Raw genomic sequence first — 18,043 nt, 5'->3', positions numbered from 1 at the left:
GCGATCGACGTTACGGACATCCGATGCTCGAGCTGGCCATCCTGGGGCTCCTCCAGGAGAAGGCCATGCACGGCTACGAGCTCAAGAAGCAGCTCACGCAGAAGCTCGGCCACTTCTGGCCGGTGTCGTACGGCTCGCTGTACCCGGCACTGAAGCGGCTGGAGCAGCGCGGGTCGATCGAGCCGGTGTTCAACGAGGACGACACCCGCCGCAGCAAGAACGTGTACCGGATCACCGAAGCCGGCCGTCGCGAGTTCCTGGAGTTGATCGAGGACAAGGCGTCGACCACGTGGGAGGAGGAGAAGTTCCCGTTGCGGTTCGCCTTCTTCCGCTACGTCAAGCCGGAGATCCGGCTGCGGCTGCTGGAGCGCCGCAAGGCCGACCTGCAGGACAAGCTGGCCGACCTGCGCCGCTCGATGCGTGACGAGCAGGACCGCATCGACGGCTACACGCTGTCGTTGCTGCGACACGGCATGGAAGCCACCGCCTCGGACATCGCCTGGCTCGACGAGCTCATCGCCGCCGAGAAGCGACAGTTGGCCGCCGACGCCGACAGACGTCAGCCGTCCAGCGACGACGAGGGCGACCACGCCACCCAACCACCGTCACCACCGTCCGCGGAACGCGGCGAGCCGCCGGCGGAGCGCCACGCCGATGGCCGGGCTCCGGCCCGGAGTCGCCCGTGATCGCGTCGGATCAGCCGCTGGCGTCCCCGCCGGCACCCGCACAAGCGAGGGAACGATGACCGAGAACACCCCGCCGGGCCGGCGCAGCGAGCGCCCGATCCGGGTCGCGATCATCGGTGTCGGCAACTGCGCGAGCTCGCTTGTGCAGGGCGTCCACTACTACCGCGACGCACCACCGGAGGAGACCGTCCCCGGTCTGATGCACGTCGTGTTCGGGGGGTACCACGTCAGTGACGTGCAGTTCGTGGCGGCGTTCGACGTCGACGCCAAGAAGGTCGGCCACGACCTCGCCGAGGCGATCGTCGCGCCGCCGAACAACACGATGCGCTTCTCCGACGTCCCACCGCTGGACGTGGAGGTGCTGCGCGGGCCGTCGCTCGACGGCCTCGGCCGGTACTACCACCAGGAGATCGACGAGGCGCCCGGCGCCCCCGTCGACGTGGCCGCGACGCTGCGTGCCGCCGCCGCCGACGTGGTCGTCTGCTACCTGCCGGTGGGCTCCGAGCAAGCGGCGCGGTGGTACGCCGAACAGGCGCTGGAGGCGGGTGCCGCGTTCGTCAACTGTCTGCCCGTGTTCATCGCGTCCGATCGGGAGTGGGCGCGGCGGTTCGCCGACGCGGGCTTGCCGATCGTGGGCGACGACATCAAGAGCCAGGTCGGGGCGACGATCACCCACCGCCTGCTCGCCAAACTGTTCGAGGACCGCGGCGTCACGGTCGACCGGACCTACCAGCTCAACTTCGGCGGCAACATGGACTTCAAGAACATGCTCGAACGCGAGCGGCTGGAGTCCAAGAAGATCTCCAAGACGCAGTCGGTGACGTCGCAGCTGGAGTCCGAACTGCCGCGCGACAGCATCCACATCGGGCCCTCCGACCACGTGCCGTGGCTGGAGGACCGCAAGTGGGCCTACATCCGGATGGAGGGCCGAGCGTTTGGCGACGTGCCTCTGACAGCCGAGCTGAAGCTCGAGGTCTGGGACTCTCCGAACTCGGCCGGGGTCGTGATCGACGCGGTCCGGTGCGCCAAGGTCGCACTCGACCGGGGCGTCGGCGGGCCGTTGCTGTCCGCCAGCGCGTACTTCATGAAGAGCCCGCCGGTGCAGTACCGCGACGAGGTCGCCCGCCGCATGGTCGAGGAGTTCGTCGCCGCGCCGGTTGACGAGGAAGCGTTGGCCACAGAGCTGCAGGAGGCCCTCCCCGAGATCACCGCGACCTGAAGACTCCCCGACGCCCGTCGCCTCGCGACGCGACGGGCGCTCCCAGGCTCGTGCCTCAGCGGCGCGAAGCGGCGCACCTAGGCTCGTAACGGTGACTGCTCCGGCCTCGTCGCCCGCCGAGCATCGCGTGCGGGATCTGTTCCGGCTCGGCGGTTTCGTCCGGCTCCTGGCGGTGCGCTGGCCATCGCAGGCCGGCGACGGGATGTTCCAGCTGGGCGCAGCGTCGCTCCTGCTGTTCACCCTCAGCCCGACCGAGGCCACCAGCGGGGCGGAGGTGGCCGTGATCCTGGCGGTCACCACGCTGCCGTTCTCGGTTGTCGGGCCGTTCGCCGGTGTGGTGATCGACCGCTGGCGGCGTCAGCGGATCCTGATCTGGGCCAACATCGTCCGGGTAGCGGTCGTCGTGGTGGCGCTGCCGCTGGTGCGCCTGGACGCGGTGGGGCAGTCGGCGTTCTTGGCCGCGGTCGTCCTCGTCCTGTCGATCAACCGGTTCTTCCTCGCGACGGTGGGGGCGGTCCTGCCCAAGGTGGTGCCGGGTGAGGCGCTGACTGCCGCGAACGCCGTGGCAGCGATCGGCGGGGCGATCGTCGCGCTGGCCGGCGCCGCCGGCGGCGGGGTGATCGCGGCGGTCGTCGGCGAGGACAGCGGCGGGCCGCAGGCCGCCGTGGTCGTGGCTGGCGGGCTGTTCCTGTTGAGCGTGATGGCGGCCGCCACTCTCCCGGTTCGCCTCCTCGGTCCCGACCTCGATCGGGAGCTCCCCCCACTGCACCACGAGATCCGACGCGCGTGGGAGGAGCTGGCCGATGGGATCCGTCGGATCGCCGGGACACGGCGCGCCTGGGCGCCGATCGTGACGCTCGCGGCGTTGCGGTTCCTCACCGCGATCGCGACCATCGCGGCGCTACTGGTCTTCCGCAACCTGCTCGGCGCAGGGCCGGCACAGATCGCCGTCGTCCTGGCGCTGTTCGGGGTCGGTGCCGGCGCGGGTGCGGCCCTCGTGGCCAGCGCCGACCGACGTGGTTTGGCGCCCGAGACGTCGCTGAACCTGTCGCTGGTCCTGGGAGGGGTGGCGCTGCTGGTGTTCACCCCCGGCTTACGCGAGTGGGCGCTGTACACGGTGAACCTGGCGCTGGGTGTCGCGTTCTCTATGGCCAAGATCCCCGGCGACACGTTGGTGCAGAGCGCCCTCCCCGACCGTTTCCGAGGACGGGTGTTCGCCGCCTACGACGTGCTCTACAACCTGGGTTTCCTCGGTGGCGCCATCGTCACGGCGGTCTCGTTGCCCGACGCGTCCCGCGCCGAGCCGGTGCTCCTGGGGACGGGGCTGGCGTCGCTCGTCCTGGCGGTTGGGGCCCGGCGATGGCTGACCGCGATGCCACCCCCGGTCGACGTGGAGACCTGGGACGAGGCAGAGCGGGCCTTGGACGGGGAGCGACCTGGACAGGGCACCCAGCCCGCCTGATCGTGGAGGCCCCGCCGCAGCGGGGCCTCGACGTCCGCGACGGTGTGTTGCCTCAGCCGGGACGGCCAGCGAGGCGGGTCTCCGCCGGGCCGTTGTTCTTCTTCCAGAACTCGTCGATCTGGTTGATCAGGTCGAGGAGCTGGCGGGCGTTGCCTTCGTCGTTGCTGCGCTTGACGCTGGAGCAGCACACGACGGCCTCCTTGAAGGTCTGATGCATCTCCGCGCCCATCTTCTCGGGCTTGTACCAGTCGGTCCACAGCACGCTGATGTGGTTCTTGGCCAGCTCGGCCCGTTCCTCCTTGATGAAGTTGCAGCGGTCGCGGAACAGTTCGTCGTCAGAGTCGTGGTACTTCTGGATGATGTTCAGGCAGGACTCGGCCTCGATCCTGGCCTGCTCGGGATCGTAGATCCCACAGGGGATGTCGCAGTGCGCGTGGACGATGCGCACCGGGCGGAGCGGGTGGAGCTTCCCCAGGAACGTCCACATGTGGTGGTCCTTTCGCAACAGGAGCGGGCCGTCGGGATAGTGGGGCACAGGCCGACCCTAACGGAGCCGGTGATGGGCCAGCCGGATGACGGGTGGACGACCGTACGACGCGTGGTCGTCGCACTGGCCGTCTCGTGGGCGGCGCTGCGGTGGGTGAGCGAGGCGGCCCGGCGCGTGAGCGGGGCGAGCATGGAACCCACGCTGAGGGCGGGTCAGCTGGTGTTGACCGTCCCGGCCTCCGACCGGCTCGCGGTCGGCGACGTCGTCGTCGTGCGCGACCCCCGGGCACGTGAGCGCCTGACCGTCAAGCGGATCGTGGCGCTGGCGGGTGACGTGGCGGACCTGCCGGGAGGCCCGGCGCCCGTGCCACCCGGTCACGTCGCCGTGGCGGGCGACCACCGTGGCCGCTCGACCGACTCGCGACACTACGGGGCCGTACCCGCCGCGCTGGTCGTACGGCGCGTTCTGCTGCGGCTGCTGCCTCCGGGGCGCATGACCCGGAGGCGGCCGACCGGCGGTGGGCCGCGGTCACCCGGGTGACGACGGCGCAGTTTGCAGTGGAGGACTCGAGCGTTGGTCTCAGCGGGCGATGACGTGGACGGGCGCGGCCTCGTCGAGCGCGTCGTAGACGTCGGCGGTGATCGGCAGCAGCAGGCCTCCAGCGGCGAGCCGTCGCGTCGCGTGGCGACGTGAGGCCACCTGGAGGGGAACCTCTTCCAGGCTGGTCGTGGGCAGCTGCAACATCCCCTCGATCATCTCCGGATCGAACTGGGTGCCGCTGTTGCGGCGCAGCTCCTCCAGAGCCTGGTCGATCGACATGGCGCTGCGGTAGGGACGGTCGGAGGTCATCGCATCGAAGGCGTCCACCAGCGAGAACAGCCGCGCCCCGAACGGGATGGCCTGTCCGCCCAGCCCGCGGGGGTAACCGCCACCGTCCCACCGCTCGTGGTGATGCAAGACGATGTCGCGCGCACCCTGCAGGAACGGTGCGGCTTCGATGATCTGCGCGCCGATCTCGGGGTGGCGGCGCATCACGGTCCACTCGTGGTCGTCGAGCGGGCCCGGCTTCAACAGGATCGAATCGGGGACGCCGATCTTCCCGACGTCGTGCAGGCGGAACCCCCACAGCATCTGCTCGTCGTCGCGCAGCTCGGGATCGATCAGCTGGAGCAGGAGCCGCCCGTACGCCTCGACCCTGTCGATGTGGCTGCCGGTGTAGGTGTCCTTGGCGTCGACCGCGGCAGCCAGGGACTCCACCGTCGCCAGGTAACCGGCGTTGACCTGTCCGAGAGCATCGGTGAGTCGTTCGTTGACGCGCACAGTCCTCGTGTTGGCGTCCGACAGGTCATCGTTGAGTTGGCGGAGGCGGACCACGTTCTGACGGGTCCGGTTGAGGAACTGGCGCTGGGCCAGGTGCAGCCCGACCGCGGGCAGCGACAGCAACAGCGCCCCCTCGGCCCCGATCAGGTGGTACACCAGCGCTGACGCCCCCGCGAGCGCGCCCATGCCCAGCTGGTGGGGAACGAGCCACAACAGGTCCTCGCGCCACACGTCCCACACGGACGCGCGACCCGAAGCGGCCACCGCGGTGGCGACCAGCCAGACGTTGACGACGAAGAACGCGGGACCGGCGACGAGCCCGACGATCAGCGCCTCGAGCAGCGACCCGGTGGCATGCACATCGACCGCGGTCAGCAGCTGCACGGTCGCGAACGACGACAGCCCCGACAGCACCAAGACGGCGACGTTGAACGCCGCTTGCCGCACGCGCGTGCCGCGGAGCGCCCCGCCACCGATGCCCGCCACGACGCATGCCAGTGCAACCTCGACGGGGGACGTGGCCACCGCCGCGAACGCCACGAGCGGGACAGCAGACCACGACGAGCTGGACCGTCCGTACACGGAAGCCGAGAACCACTCGGCACCGACCGCCAGCGCCGCGAACACCAGCACGGCGCCCCAGTGACTGGGCGCCGGACCCGCGACGACGCCAACCGCCACGGCCATGGCCGCCGCCACGCCCACCGCACCCAGCAGCCGGTCGGTGCTGGGCTTGGCGTGCGCCAGCGGCTCGCTGGCCACCTTCACCAGCCGGTCCGGTGCCACCTCCCCGTCGCCGTCGGCCCCCGGCGCCGGTAGCGGCTCGGCGGCGGGAGCGGCCGGAACCGCCCCGACGAACCGGTACGCGTCCGCGTCGCAGGCCACCGCGCCACGGAACTCGTCGGGCAGACGTGCCGCCAGGCAGACCCGGTCACCACCCTGAGAACGGGCGTAGGAGGCGGCGAGCTCCGCCTCGACGAACAGCTCATCGAGATCGTCGCTGTCGTCGGGGAACATGGCCAGCCCCACGGATGCCGTCACGGCCACGGGCGCCTCCGCCGCACCGGTCCGGAAGGGCTGCGCCGCGAGCCCGGCCCGGATCCGCTCGGCGACGGCGCGTGCCCCGACCACATCGGCTTCGGGGCACAGGACGACGAACTCGTCACCGGACAGCCGGCCCACCACGTCGTACTCGCGGCTGACTGCCTGCAAGTGGGCCGCGACCGCCCGCATCAGGGCTTGTCGGACCGGCTGACCGACCTTCCGCTTGTGGTCCCCGATCTGGTCGAGCTCCACAACGAGCAGGACCAAACTGCGGTCGAACCGCCGGGCGCGGGCCGCTTCCTCGGACAGGACCGCCCGGATCGCCCCGGCCGTGGGGAGCCCGGTGACGCGGTCGACCGCGACCCCCCCGCGGCCGCCATGATCGTCAACGATACGCGCGCCTGCGAACAGCGGGAAGACCGCAGCCAACGCCAGCAGCGGGAAGACGTGCCACAGCACGGCCACGACGACGGCCGACGCGGCGAGCGCGGCGTCATGGACCCAGCGCGCCTTCCGCGTGGTCGGCCACACCTCCCCACCGACGGGAGCGCGCAGGGTCCGGTCAGCGATGGCGCCGACCAGCTGCCAGGCGAGCACCAGCGCAACGGCCGCACCGGCCAACGGCAGGATCCCTTCCAGGGATGCAGGTCCGGCAGGGCCGATCCGTGCCGTCAAGGCCGCACGGGCAGCGACGGCAGCCACGACCCCGCCGGCGAGTGCCGCCGCCGCGGCGAGTTGCCGTTGCGGGTACCGGCGGGACACCAACGCGCCGACTGCCAGGGCGAGGGCGACGACGAGCGCGTGCACCGCAGGCAGCAGCAGCGCGGCCGCGCCGGTCACAGCCGGCACGAGGACCGTCCACACCGGCGTGGCCTGGTGTCGGGTGTCGGCCGTCACCGCACGCGGCGACATCGTCTCCACATCCATCGGTTGGGTATCGGACGCCGATGCGGCCGGCTGAAACGCGCCGGCGGACGTCACCGTCAGGACGCGTCGCGGGTGCGCTCAGCCCACCACTCGTCGAGCGCTGTGTAGGCCTCGTCCTCGCTCATCGGTCCCCGCTCGAGGCGGAGCTCCAGCAGGTGGTTCCACGCCTCACCCACCAACGGTCCTGGCCGGATCCCCAGGTGGCCCATGATCTGGTGCCCATCGAGGGCTGGACGGACCTTCTCCAGCTCCTCCCGCTCGCGCAGCTCCGCGATCCGCCGCTCGAGGTCGTCCATGCGGCGCATGATCCGTGCCCGCTTGCGTTCGTTGGCGGTCGTGACATCGGCTCGAGTCAGATCGTTGAGGAGCTCCAGCAGGTCCCCGGCGTCGCGCACGTAGCGGCGCACCGCGCTGTCCGTCCACCCCATCTTGTACGTGTGGAAGCGCAGGTGCAGGAACACCAGGTTGCTCACGTCGTTGATGGTCTGCTTGTCGTAGCGCAACGCCCGGAGCCGTTCACGGGCCATGCGGGCGCCTTCGACCTCATGGTGGTGGAAGGTCACCGTCCCGTCGGGGTGGATCCGCCGGGTCTGTGGCTTGCCGATGTCGTGCAGGAGCGCGGCGAGCCGCAGCGTGCGGTCAGGGCGGCAGTTGTCCACCACCGCCAGGGTGTGGGCGTACACGTCCTTGTGCCGGTGCTGTGGGTCGACGCACGTGGTCAGCAGCGCGACCTCGGGCAGGACGTGCTCCGCGAGCCTGGTGCGCACCAGCAGGTCCAGCCCGACGCCGGGATGGTCGCCGACCAGCAACTTGTCCAGCTCGTCGCGGATCCGTTCGGCGGACACGGTGATGATCTCCGCCGCCATCCGGCGGGCAGCTGCTTCGGTCGCCGGCTCGGGGCGGACCCCGAGCACGGCCGCGAACCGAGCCAGCCGGAACATCCGCAGCGGGTCGTCGCCGAACGACCGCGCAGGATCGATCGGGGTGCGCAGGACCCCGACGCGGAGATCACGCAACCCCCCGTAGGGATCGAGGAAGGAGAAGTCGGGGACGCGGATCGCCATCGCGTTGATGGTGAAGTCGCGCCGCGCCAGGTCCTGCTCGATCGAGTGTCCGAACGTGACCTCCGGGTGGCGCGATCCGGGTTCGTACCGGTCGGAGCGGAACGTGGTGACCTCCACCACGCGGCCATCCTTCTGCGCGGAGATGGTTCCGAAGCGGGCGCCGATGTCCCACACGTGGTCCGCCCAACCCCGCAGGATCTCCTCGGTCTGGTCGGGCCGCGCCGAGGTCGCGAAGTCCAGGTCAGGCTCGGGACGGTCGGGCAGGAGGGTGTCGCGGACCGTGCCGCCGACCAGGTACAGCTCGTGCCCTGCGTCAGCGAACACCTTGCCCAGCTCACGCGCCTGGGGATGGACGTCGAGGAGGTTGCGCAGGGCGGCCTGCTCGTCGCGGAACGCGTGCTCGGTCATGGGTGGGCCAGGCTACTGGGGGCGATCAGGGGCGGCCGGCCTCGTCCCCCGCGGTGCGGCGGGGCGGGGTCTCCCCGCGGATGATCAGCCGGGCGGCACGATCGTAGGTGACGTAGTTGTACAGCCAGTTGAGCAGGACCACCGCTCGGTTGCGGTACCCGACGAGGAACAGCAGGTGCGCCCCGAGCCACACGACCCATGCGACCGGACCGGTCAGGGTCGGCCCGTGGGGCACCTGGGCCACGGCCGCGTTCCGACCGACGGTCGCCATGATGCCCTTGTCGGTGTAGCGGAACGTCCGCGTGGAGAGGCCCGCACGACGACGGGCGATCTGGCGGACGGCGTGGCTGGCCTGCTGCATCGCGACCGGCGCGATCTGGGGGTACAGCTCCCCGTCGGGGCCCGTCGCCGCGGCGATGTCGCCGACCGCGAAGACGTTGGGGTGTTGGGGGACCGACAGGTCGTCGCTCACCACGATGCGGTGTCCGGAGGCCTGCGGGAGACCCAGCGCGTCGGCGAGGGTGTGGGCGCGGACCCCCGCCGCCCACACCACCGTCCGCGTGGGGATGCGCGTCCCGTCGCCGAGCACGATCCCCGACTCGTCGACCGCCTTCAGCGGGGTTCCCAGCAGCACCTCGACACCGCGGTCGGCGAGCGTGCGGCGGGCGTAGTCCTGGGCGCGCTCGTTGAAGCCGCTCAGGACGTTCGGGAGGGCCTCCACCAGCAGGATGCGGGCCCGACGAACGTCGACGCCGGGGAAGTCCCGTTCCAGGACGTGGTCGAGGAGCTCCACGAACGCCCCGGACAGTTCCACGCCGGTCGGGCCAGCGCCGACCACCACGAACGTCAGGGCGCCGTCCTCGATCAGCGACGGGTCGACGTCGACGCGTTCGAACGTCGTCAGGATGTGGTCTCGGAGGTTCACCGCGTCGTCCAACGTCTTCAGCGGGTAGGTGTGCTCGCGCACCCCGTCGATACCGAAGGTGTCGCTGGTCGCACCGGCCGCGAGGATCAGCCAGTCGAACGGCAGCGGATCGCCCGCATCGACGATCAGCTCCTGGCGGTCCCAGTCCACTCCGGTGGCGCTCGCCAGCCGGAAGGTGATGTTGGGCTCCCCATGGAAGATCCCGCGGACGGATTTGGCGATCGCCTGTGGTTCGAGACCGGCCGTGGCGACCTGGTACAGCAGCGGCTGGAACAGGTGGTAGTTGTGCCGGTCGACCACCGTGGCGTGGACGGGTCTGCCGACCAGATCCTGGGCGGCCCGCAGGCCGGCGAAGCCCGCACCGACGATGACCACGCGTTCCACGGTCCCCACTCAAGCCACCGCAGGCGGTCGTCGCCAAATGGATGTCGCGCCCGCCGCCCCAACGGTGGTCGCAGTGAGTCGATGCGGTGTCGGGTACGGCCCGACCCGGCCGCGCGGACGGTTACCCGACCGCGAGGCCGGCTGCACGCACCGAGACGCGGAGGTCGTGCGGGGAGGTCGCTGCGGCCAGGGCGTCCCGCAGGGTGATGTCACCGGTCCGGTAGAGCTCGAGCAGGTGCTGGTCGAACGACTGCATGCCGTAGTACTTGCCGTCGGCGATCGCGTCGATGATCTGCTCGGTCTGGTCGGGGTCGATGATGAACTCGAAGATCCGAGCCGTCATGACCAGGACCTCCACAGCGGCGATCCGTCCCTCACCGGTAGCCCGTGGCAGGAGCCGCTGGGACACCACGCCCTTCAGCGAGTTGGCCAGCGACAGGCGCGCCTGGTGCTGCTGGTGCGGCGGGAACAGGTCGATGATGCGGTTGACCGTCTCGCGCGCATCGGTGGTGTGCAACGTCGAGATCACCAGGTGCCCGGTCTCGGCGGACTGCAGTGCGGCCAGCACCGTCTCAACGTCGCGCATCTCTCCGATGAAGATCACGTCGGGATCCTGGCGGGCGACGCCACGCAGCGCCGAGCCGAACGTGGCGGTGTCAACGCCGACCTCCCGCTGGTCGACGATCGCCAGCTCGTCGCGGTGCATCACCTCGATGGGGTCCTCGATCGACACGATGTGGCAGCGTCGGGTGCGGTTGATGTGGCCGATCATCGCCGCGGTGGTGGTCGTCTTGCCCGACCCGGTCGGCCCGGTGACCAGGACCAGTCCGCGGTGCTCCTCGGAGAGTTTGCGCACGGCGGGAGGCAGGCCGAGGGCGTCGAAGTCGGGGGCACCAGGCAGGACCCGGCGCATCACGACCCCGACCGAGCCGCGCTGGCGGAAGGCGTTCACCCGGAAGCGCCCCACGCCCGCGTAGGAGTAGGCGAAGTCGGCCTCGTTCGTGTCCGCGAAGTGCTGGGCAACCCGGTCGTCCATCAGCGCGTACGCGAACCCTTCGGTGTCGGCCGGGGACAACGGGGGGAGGTTGGCCAGCGGCTTGAGGTCGCCGTCCACTCGGACGAACGCCGGCCCGCCGGCCTTCATGTGCAGGTCCGAGCCGTTCTTCTCGACGAGCTGCATGAGGTAGTCGTGGACGTTCACAGACGGTCTCCCGGTGCCAGACGCGGTTCGAATCCGGTTCTCGACAGCGATGGCCGCCGCCTTTACGTCTGGCTCGCAACGACCACGGCTCGCGCCAACGGCCTCAGGTGTCGAGCACGAGGGTGACCGGACCGTCGTTGACCAGCCGGACGGCCATGTGCGCCCCGAACCGCCCGGTCGCGACCCGGACGCCGAGCGCGGCGAGTCGCTCGGCGACGCGGTCGACCAGCGGCTCGGCTTGTCCAGGCGGTGCCGCGTCGACCCACGACGGTCGCCGCCCCCGGCTCGTGTCGCCGTACAAGGTGAACTGGCTCACGACCAGGACAGCGCCGCCGACCTGCGACAGCGAGCGGTTCATCCGGCCGTCGTCGTCAGCGAGGATCCTCAGGTGCCACAGCTTGTCGGCCATCCGGTCGGCCGCCGCGTCGTCGTCTTCGTGGGTGACGCCCACGAACGCCAGCAGCCCCTGGCCGATCGCCCCGACCACGTCGTCGTCGACCGCGACCTCCGCGTGGGTGACCCGTTGCACGACGACCCGCATGCGCCGAACGCTAGAAGATGCGACGAGGGCCGCGATCGTGGCCGGTATCGCTGGGCCGCTACGCTGCGTGACATGGCACGGTTCCCTACGAAACGCGCCGTCTCCGCAGGAGGCGTCGTGGTCGACGACCGCGACGATGGCCGTCGCTGGGTTCTGCTGATCGCCCACCGCAACGCGGCCGGCAAACCACAGTGGACCCTGCCCAAGGGTCGCGTGGAGGACGGCGAGACCCACGCGCAGGCGGCCGTCCGCGAGGTCCGGGAGGAGACCGGCTACTCCCCCCGCATCCTGGACGAGCTCGGAACGATCGACTACTGGTTCGTCTGGCGCCCCGACGAGGTCCGCTACCACAAGTTCGTGCATTACTTCCTGATGGAGACCGACGGCTCGCCACCCGGCGAGACCGACGACGAGGCGGAGTCGGTCGAGTGGGTCCCCTTGGAGGTCGCTCTGGTCCGGCTGGCCCACCGCAACGAGCGCAACCTGGTCAAGAAGGTCCGCGGCACGGCGCTGCCGACCGCCGCCGGAGACGAGTCCGGCACCGGCCGACGATGATCGCGTGAGGGCAGCTGCCCTCGTCGTTCTGGTCGCCGTCTGGTCGGCGCTGGCGGCCACGTCGGCCGCGCAGGACGTGGACGACCCCGATGTCCGTCTGGTGGTCTCGGCCTTCGACGGGATCCTCGACACCCGCGATGCGGACAGCGGCGGCGCCGACCTGACGATGCGTGCGCTCGACGAGAACCGCGGTGACGAGTCGGCCGACAACCTCACGGTCGTGGTGGAGGTGTTCGATCGGGTCCGCTTCCGTGCGCAGCTGCACGCGGCGCTCGACCAGGGCAAGCGACCGACCCGCCTGCTCGAATCCGACCGGCTCCGGCTGGCCGGCGGGTCCGAACTGGCACCGGGCGCGGTGGGGGCGGTGGCGGTGGACCTGCCAGCCTCCCGCATCGGCTGGTCCGCGCGTCCAGGGGTGTACCCGGTCCGGGTGTCGGTCGAGCAGGGGACACAGCAGCTGCACAGCGCCACCACCGCAGCGGTGGTGCTCACCCGAGAACCCGATCTGCCGCTTCTCACCCTCATCGGGTGGCCGCTCGACGCCCGCCCGTGGCGCGGACCCGACGGGACGTACGCTGCTGGCGTGGCCGAGGAGGTCGTCCCGGGGGGACGACTGGACCGCCTCCTAGTGGCGGTCGACGGCCGCGCCGACCCGGTGGTGCAGGTGTTCACCGCTGCACACGTCGCAGAGGATCTCGGGGACCGCGCTGACGGCTTCCGGGTCACCGGGCAGAAGGAACCCGTCGAACCCGACGATCCACCGGCGCAGCACGCCGCTGCGGCACTGCAGCGCCTGACCGCGGCGGTCGGCGAGGGACCCCCGCCCGTGGTCGGCGCGTACGCCGACGCGCGCTTGGCCGACCTCCTCGCGCAGGGCCTGGACCTGGAAGCGGCGCGGACGCTGTCGCAGGCATCGGGGCGTCTGCACTCGGCCGTCGGCCGCGGCCCGCTCCCCGACGCGTTCTGGGCAACGGTCCCCGTCGACCGGGCCACGGTGGTGGACGTCCTCGAACCATCCGGGATCGAGACCCTGGTCCTGTACTGGGATCAGCTACCCGGTGGTGATCTCCCCGACGCGACGCCGACTGCGCTGTACGAGCTACGTGTGGGAGGGGTCGCGATGCGTTCGGTCGTCGCCGACCCGTGGCTCGCGGACCTGCTGGCTGATCTGCCCGAGGACCACGGCACGGCAACGGCGGTGCAGCGCATCGTGGCGGAGACCGCCATGGTCTACTTCGAGTTCCCCCGGAAGGCCAGCCGGGGCCTTGTGCTGCTGCCTCCACCCGGCTGGGATCCGCACCCGCGGTTCCCGGCCGCGCTCCTCGACGCGCTCGCCGCGGCCTCGTGGCTGCGACCCGTCGGCCTCGACGACCTGGTAGCCGAGGCCGAGGGTCGCAGCACCGTCAGCGGTCTGGGCGACGCTGGCCAAGCCGTTCCACCCGGCGTCGCGCGCGAGATCGAGACCACCCGCCACCGCCTGACAGCTCTGCGCGACGCGATCGAGAGCGACCATGTCGCGGGCCGGACCTGGGATGAGCTGGAGCTGACGTTGCTTCGCACCGCATCGACGTGGTGGCTGCCCGACCGGCCTGACCGTGCCCGGGCGATGGTCGAGGCGGTCGACGCTGCGCTCGATGCGGGAGCAGGCCAGATCCGGATCCCCGCCAGCACATCAGTCACGCTCACCGGCCGTGATGAGCAGGTCATCCCGGTGACGGTCAGCCGCCCGGCCGGCGAGCCGATCCGCGTGGTGATCGAGTTCGACGCGTCGGCGAAGCTGGCCTTCCCACGCGGCGACGCCCGCTTGGTGACGCTCCCAGAAGGCGGTCACCAGACGATCTCCATCCCGGTCACCGCCCAGGCTGCCGGGCGGATCCCGGTCCAGGTGCGGGTCAAGACCCCCGGCGCGATCGACCCGGAGGGCAGTCCCTGGCTCGAGCTCGCCAACGCCACGATCGCGGTGCAGTCCACCGCGATCAGCGGGAGCACGTTCCTCACGCTCGGCGGCTTCTTCTTGTTCCTCTTCGCCTGGTGGCTGTACGGTCGTCTGCGGCCCCACCGGCCACAGCTCGCGGTGGTCCCAGAACGCACCCGGGAACCCAGCGGTTGACGCATCGACCCGCCAGGGCTGTGAGCGACACACCAGCCCTTCCCTGTGCGCCCCGACCGACGTACTCTTGGCCACTGACCGGCGGGTCCCACCGTGGCGTTGCGATGCGCCACGCACGGGTGGCGATCGCGGCGACGGACGGCAACGAGGCAGCGAGGTCCTTGAGTGCGCGAGACCGGAGGGATCGTCACCGGCTGGCTCGGACAACTCGTTGTGATCATGGCCGTCCTGGCTTTCGTCGGGTACGAGGCGGTGGCGACCGGCCTCAACGCCGTCACGGTCGAGGATGCCGCTCAGGAGATCGCACGGGCGGCCGCCCGCGCCTACGCGGAAGCCGGGCGGGATCGTTCCGCGGCAGCGGACGCGGCGCAACAGGAGGCTGCCGACCGTGGCGCCGAACTCGTCGAGTTCAACATCGCCGAACAGACGGTGACGGTCGTGGTGCGGCGGACCGCTGACACGGTCGTCCTGGATGACATCGGCTGGTTCGACAGCCTGACGACCCGGACCGCCACCTGGCAACGGCCACTGCAGCTATGACCCCCGACGAACCCACGGGTCCCTCGGTCCACGACCAGCCGACCATCACGGGTGGGACGGACTTCGACGCGCCCGTCGCCCCGCTGGCACCGCCCGCGTCGGACACAACCGGCACGGCGGGGGGCCGGCGGCGCGTGAGCGGACCGACGTGGCCAGGGGTCGCCCGGATCGTGGCGGGCCGCTACCAGCTGGAGGAGCCGATCGCCACCGGCGGGGTCGCGATCGTGTGGCGTGCCCATGACACCGTCCTCGACCGCTCGGTCGCGGTGAAGCTGCTGCATCCGCACCTCGCCGGCGATGCCATCACCGTCGAACGCTTCCGCCGCGAGGCGCAGGCCGCCGCGCAGGTCATCCACCCCAATGCCGTCGCCATCTACGACACCGGCCAGGAGGATGACCTGGTCTACCTGGTGATGGAGTACGTCGACGGGCCAGCGCTGCGGGACGTCATCCAGGAGGACCGGGGGCTGGACCCCTTGGTGGTCGCCGCCCTCGGCGAGCAGGTGGCGCTGGCGCTGGGGGAGGCGCACGAGCGCGGCTTCGTCCACCGTGACGTCAAGCCGGCCAACATCCTGCTCACCCAGGACGGACTGGCGAAGGTCACCGACTTCGGGATCGCCAAGGCGCTCGGCAGCCGCGACGACACCCTGACACGCCCCGGGACGGTGATCGGGACCGCGGCGTACCTCGCTCCGGAGCAGCTCGCGGGGCACGAGGTCGACGCGCGCGCCGACGTCTACGCCATGGGCGTCGTCCTGTACGAGTGCCTCACCGGCGAGCCGGCCTTCCAGGGTGACACGCCGACCGCCACCGCCGCGGCGCGTCTGTCGCGCGAGCTGCCCCCGCCCCGGACGGTGCGCGCGGACGTGCCGCGGGCCCTGGACCGTGTGGTGGTCACCTGCACGCGGCGCGACCCCGACCGACGCTACGTCGACGGCAACGCCGTGGCCGCGGCACTTGCACCGCTGGTGCACACGCGCCCGGCCGAGCTCACCGCGACGCTGGTCGGCGGGCGTCCGCTGCCCACCGGCGGCGGGAGGGAACGCGGCGACGTCGCTGCCGTGCCGAGCCTGGCCCGCCCCGACACGCGCCGGCGCTGGCTGGCCGCCTTCGTCGGCGGTGTGGTGCTGGCCCTGATCGCGCTGCTGGCCACCCAGGCGCTCCGCGACGATCCTGCCGGCGTGCCGGTCGTTGAGTCGGAAGCTCTGAACACGTCGACCGCTCGGTCGTCACACCCCTTCCCCGCGCCGGACGCGTGACCGCCGAGACGAGCCCGCAGGCGGTCCACGGTCCGGGAGCTCTCCGCGCCGCAACCGACGAGGACGTCCTGGCGTCGTACGTCGCCGGGCGCGACCGCGATCAGGCGTTCTCGGAGCTGATGGACCGCTACAGCCGCCGCGTCTACGCGATCGGCTTCCGCTACTTCGCCAACCACGCCGACGCCCAGGACGCCACGCAGGACACGTTCGTCGCGATCGCGCGCCGAGCGGCGACGTTCTCCGCGAACAGCAAGCTGTCGACGTGGGTGTACCGCGTGGCGATCAACGCCTGCAACGACCTGGCCCGCAAGCGGGCCCGTCGGCCCAGCATCCCTGTGGCGGACGTCCCCGACGTGGTCGACGCCACAGCATCCGAGCACGACGACGCCGTGATCGCGGCCGACACCGGGGCGGTCGTGCAGCGGGCGCTGTTGCAGCTCGACGAGGTCAGTCGCACTCTGCTCATCCTCGTCGCGATCGAGGGCTTGACCTACGTGGAAGCGGCCGGTGTCGCCGACCTGCCGATCGGCACGGTCAAGAGCCGGGTCCACCGAGCCCGGGCCCGGCTGGCCGACCTCCTCGCCGACCAGCTCGAGACGTAGGGAACCGACGTGCCCGTGACGACCTCGGACCAGTGACGACCGACGGAGGATCCGTGGAGACCGGCGAGCGGCTCTCCGCCTACCTGGCAGGTGAGCTCGACGCGGACGAGCGTGCGGCCGTCGAGGCCGACCTCGCCCGCGACCCGGCCTTGCGCGACACGCTCGAGTCGATCCGCCGCGTGCAACGAGCGCTCGACTCGATGGGTGAGGTCACGCCCCCGCCCGGGTTCGATGACCACCTGCGTGAGGTCGTGGCCGCCGAGGTCGCACGCCAACGGACGCACGACGACGAACTCGCCGATGCCCGTCGCCGCCGCGCGCCGTGGCGGACGCTGGGCGTCGCGGCTGCGGCCGCGTCGCTGATCGTCGTCGTGGGGGTCGGTGCCGGCTGGCTCCTACGAGGCGGGGCCGGTCGCGCACCCGACCAGGCCGCACCGGCCGCAGAGGGACGCCCGGGCTTGGACGTCCCGGTCATCGAGACCCGCAACGACTACTCCGACCTCGAGCTGCAACGGCTCGCCGTCAACGTCGACATCCGCACGGTGATCCCGCCCGGGCTGGGCCCCGACGAGGCGGCGACGTACGCCGACCGACTCCAGGCTCAGTTGGCGGGGGCCGCCGACATGCGGGCTGAGTCGCTGTCGGCTAAGGATCGGGCCAACGCCGCCGCGGGACGGGACGACGACCGTATCAACGACGGCGCGGTCCGCGAACAGGCGCAATCGCAGGGCGCGCTGTCGGCCGACGACCTGCTGCGTCAGCGCGTGGGCGCCGCAGCCGACGACGTCCGCCGCTGCCTGCCTGAGATCCTCCAGTCGGCCCGCACCCCGGTCGTCCCGGTGTACGTCGAGGTGGCCCGCTACCGCGGCGAACCGGCGATCGTCTACGCGTTCGCCGCCGAGGATCCCAACGCCGGGACGTACCGCCGGGTCGAGGTGTGGGCCGTCGCCCGCTCCGACTGCCAGGTGTTGAGCTTCAGCCAGTACGACCGCACCGGCTGATCTAGCGGTACACGACCCAGGCGCCGTAGGCAGCAGCCAGGTAGGTCAGGACGTGGATCCCCCCGGGCAGCAGCTGGCCCAACAGCAACCACGCCACCGCGACCGACGCCACCGCGAACGCGATCGCCGCCACCCGGAAGGCTGTCGCCCGGTTGCGCTCCCCGGCCCGGTCGACCAGCCTTGCGATCCCGTAGCCCAGGAAGCCGCTGGCGATCAGCGTGAACCAACCGCGCGTGCCCGCGATGAACGCCGCCAGGAGCACTCCTCCGGCGGCCGCGGCTGCCACCCCAGCGGCTCCCGCCTTGACC

17 protein-coding genes are annotated in these 18,043 nt (G+C 71.3%); 10 read left to right on the top strand and 7 right to left on the bottom strand.

All coding sequences use genetic code 11. The features are described from left to right. The 3 genes from M3N57_12475 to M3N57_12465 form a co-directional block, all read left to right on the top strand. Window positions 1-686 (top strand): PadR family transcriptional regulator (locus tag M3N57_12475; protein ID MDP9023485.1); only part of this gene is annotated, 686 nt, incomplete at its 5' end. A gap of 55 nt (window positions 687-741) precedes the next feature. Then, window positions 742-1,905, top strand: a complete 1,164-nt coding sequence (locus tag M3N57_12470; GenBank protein ID MDP9023484.1) for an inositol-3-phosphate synthase — start codon at window positions 742-744, stop codon at window positions 1,903-1,905. Window positions 1,906-1,996: 91 nt separating this feature from the next. Then, window positions 1,997-3,367 carry an MFS transporter gene (locus M3N57_12465; protein ID MDP9023483.1) on the top strand — a complete coding sequence of 457 codons (1,371 nt, stop codon included), beginning with the start codon at window positions 1,997-1,999 and terminating at the stop codon, window positions 3,365-3,367. 52 nt (window positions 3,368-3,419) lie between these two features. On the opposite strand, the gene sodN is transcribed toward M3N57_12465, so the two are convergent. Beyond that, window positions 3,420-3,854 carry a superoxide dismutase, Ni gene (gene sodN, locus M3N57_12460; GenBank protein MDP9023482.1) on the bottom strand — a complete coding sequence of 145 codons (435 nt, stop codon included), beginning with the start codon at window positions 3,852-3,854 and terminating at the stop codon, window positions 3,420-3,422. Window positions 3,855-3,965: 111 nt separating this feature from the next. On the opposite strand from sodN, the gene M3N57_12455 reads away from it, so the two are divergent. Then, window positions 3,966-4,394 carry a S26 family signal peptidase gene (locus M3N57_12455; GenBank protein ID MDP9023481.1) on the top strand — a complete coding sequence of 143 codons (429 nt, stop codon included), beginning with the start codon at window positions 3,966-3,968 and terminating at the stop codon, window positions 4,392-4,394. Window positions 4,395-4,433: 39 nt separating this feature from the next. On the opposite strand, the gene M3N57_12450 is transcribed toward M3N57_12455, so the two are convergent. The 5 genes from M3N57_12450 to dtd all read right to left on the bottom strand — a co-directional run bounded on the left by M3N57_12450 (window position 4,434) and on the right by dtd (window position 11,668). Further along, window positions 4,434-7,145, bottom strand: coding sequence for a diguanylate cyclase (locus tag M3N57_12450; protein MDP9023480.1), 2,712 nt, complete (start codon window positions 7,143-7,145; stop codon window positions 4,434-4,436). 56 nt (window positions 7,146-7,201) lie between these two features. Next, entirely contained in the window at window positions 7,202-8,617 is a 1,416-nt protein-coding gene (locus tag M3N57_12445) for a CCA tRNA nucleotidyltransferase (protein MDP9023479.1), read from the bottom strand. A gap of 25 nt (window positions 8,618-8,642) precedes the next feature. Then, the gene (locus tag M3N57_12440; protein MDP9023478.1) at window positions 8,643-9,917 is read right to left on the bottom strand and encodes an NAD(P)/FAD-dependent oxidoreductase; all 1,275 of its coding nucleotides are present in this window, start codon (window positions 9,915-9,917) and stop codon (window positions 8,643-8,645) included. Window positions 9,918-10,047: 130 nt separating this feature from the next. Then, window positions 10,048-11,127, bottom strand: a complete 1,080-nt coding sequence (locus M3N57_12435) for a PilT/PilU family type 4a pilus ATPase (GenBank protein MDP9023477.1) — start codon at window positions 11,125-11,127, stop codon at window positions 10,048-10,050. 103 nt (window positions 11,128-11,230) lie between these two features. After that, window positions 11,231-11,668: a D-aminoacyl-tRNA deacylase gene (gene dtd / locus M3N57_12430; GenBank protein MDP9023476.1), complete on the bottom strand. Its 438-nt coding sequence runs from the start codon at window positions 11,666-11,668 to the stop codon at window positions 11,231-11,233. A 72-nt stretch (window positions 11,669-11,740) separates the two neighbouring features. Between dtd and M3N57_12425 the strand changes: the two genes are divergently transcribed. The 6 genes from M3N57_12425 (at window position 11,741) to M3N57_12400 (ending at window position 17,735) form a co-directional block, all read left to right on the top strand. Further along, complete coding sequence (locus M3N57_12425) at window positions 11,741-12,223, top strand: NUDIX hydrolase (protein MDP9023475.1); 483 nt, start codon at window positions 11,741-11,743, stop codon at window positions 12,221-12,223. 4 nt (window positions 12,224-12,227) lie between these two features. Then, on the top strand, window positions 12,228-14,333 hold the full coding sequence (locus M3N57_12420; protein MDP9023474.1) for a DUF6049 family protein: 2,106 nt from the start codon (window positions 12,228-12,230) through the stop codon (window positions 14,331-14,333). A 165-nt stretch (window positions 14,334-14,498) separates the two neighbouring features. Then, a complete protein-coding gene (locus M3N57_12415) occupies window positions 14,499-14,873 on the top strand; it encodes a hypothetical protein (GenBank protein MDP9023473.1) in 375 nt (124 codons plus the stop codon). A gap of 134 nt (window positions 14,874-15,007) precedes the next feature. Then, window positions 15,008-16,132, top strand: coding sequence for a protein kinase (locus M3N57_12410; protein ID MDP9023472.1), 1,125 nt, complete (start codon window positions 15,008-15,010; stop codon window positions 16,130-16,132). Continuing rightward, window positions 16,129-16,734 carry a sigma-70 family RNA polymerase sigma factor gene (locus M3N57_12405; protein ID MDP9023471.1) on the top strand — a complete coding sequence of 202 codons (606 nt, stop codon included), beginning with the start codon at window positions 16,129-16,131 and terminating at the stop codon, window positions 16,732-16,734. The genes M3N57_12410 and M3N57_12405 overlap by 4 nt, the downstream gene beginning before the upstream one ends. A 53-nt stretch (window positions 16,735-16,787) precedes the next feature. Next, window positions 16,788-17,735 (top strand): zf-HC2 domain-containing protein, encoded by a 948-nt coding sequence (locus tag M3N57_12400; protein ID MDP9023470.1) that lies wholly within the window; start codon window positions 16,788-16,790, stop codon window positions 17,733-17,735. 1 nt (window position 17,736) lies between these two features. Here M3N57_12400 and M3N57_12395 read toward each other — a convergent pair. After that, window positions 17,737-18,043 (bottom strand): hypothetical protein (locus M3N57_12395; protein MDP9023469.1); only part of this gene is annotated, 307 nt, incomplete at its 5' end.

The organism is Actinomycetota bacterium (genome assembly GCA_030776725.1).
Lineage (GTDB): Bacteria > Actinomycetota > Nitriliruptoria > Nitriliruptorales > JAHWKO01 > JAHWKW01.
This window is presented reverse-complemented; position numbering and strand designations above follow the sequence as displayed.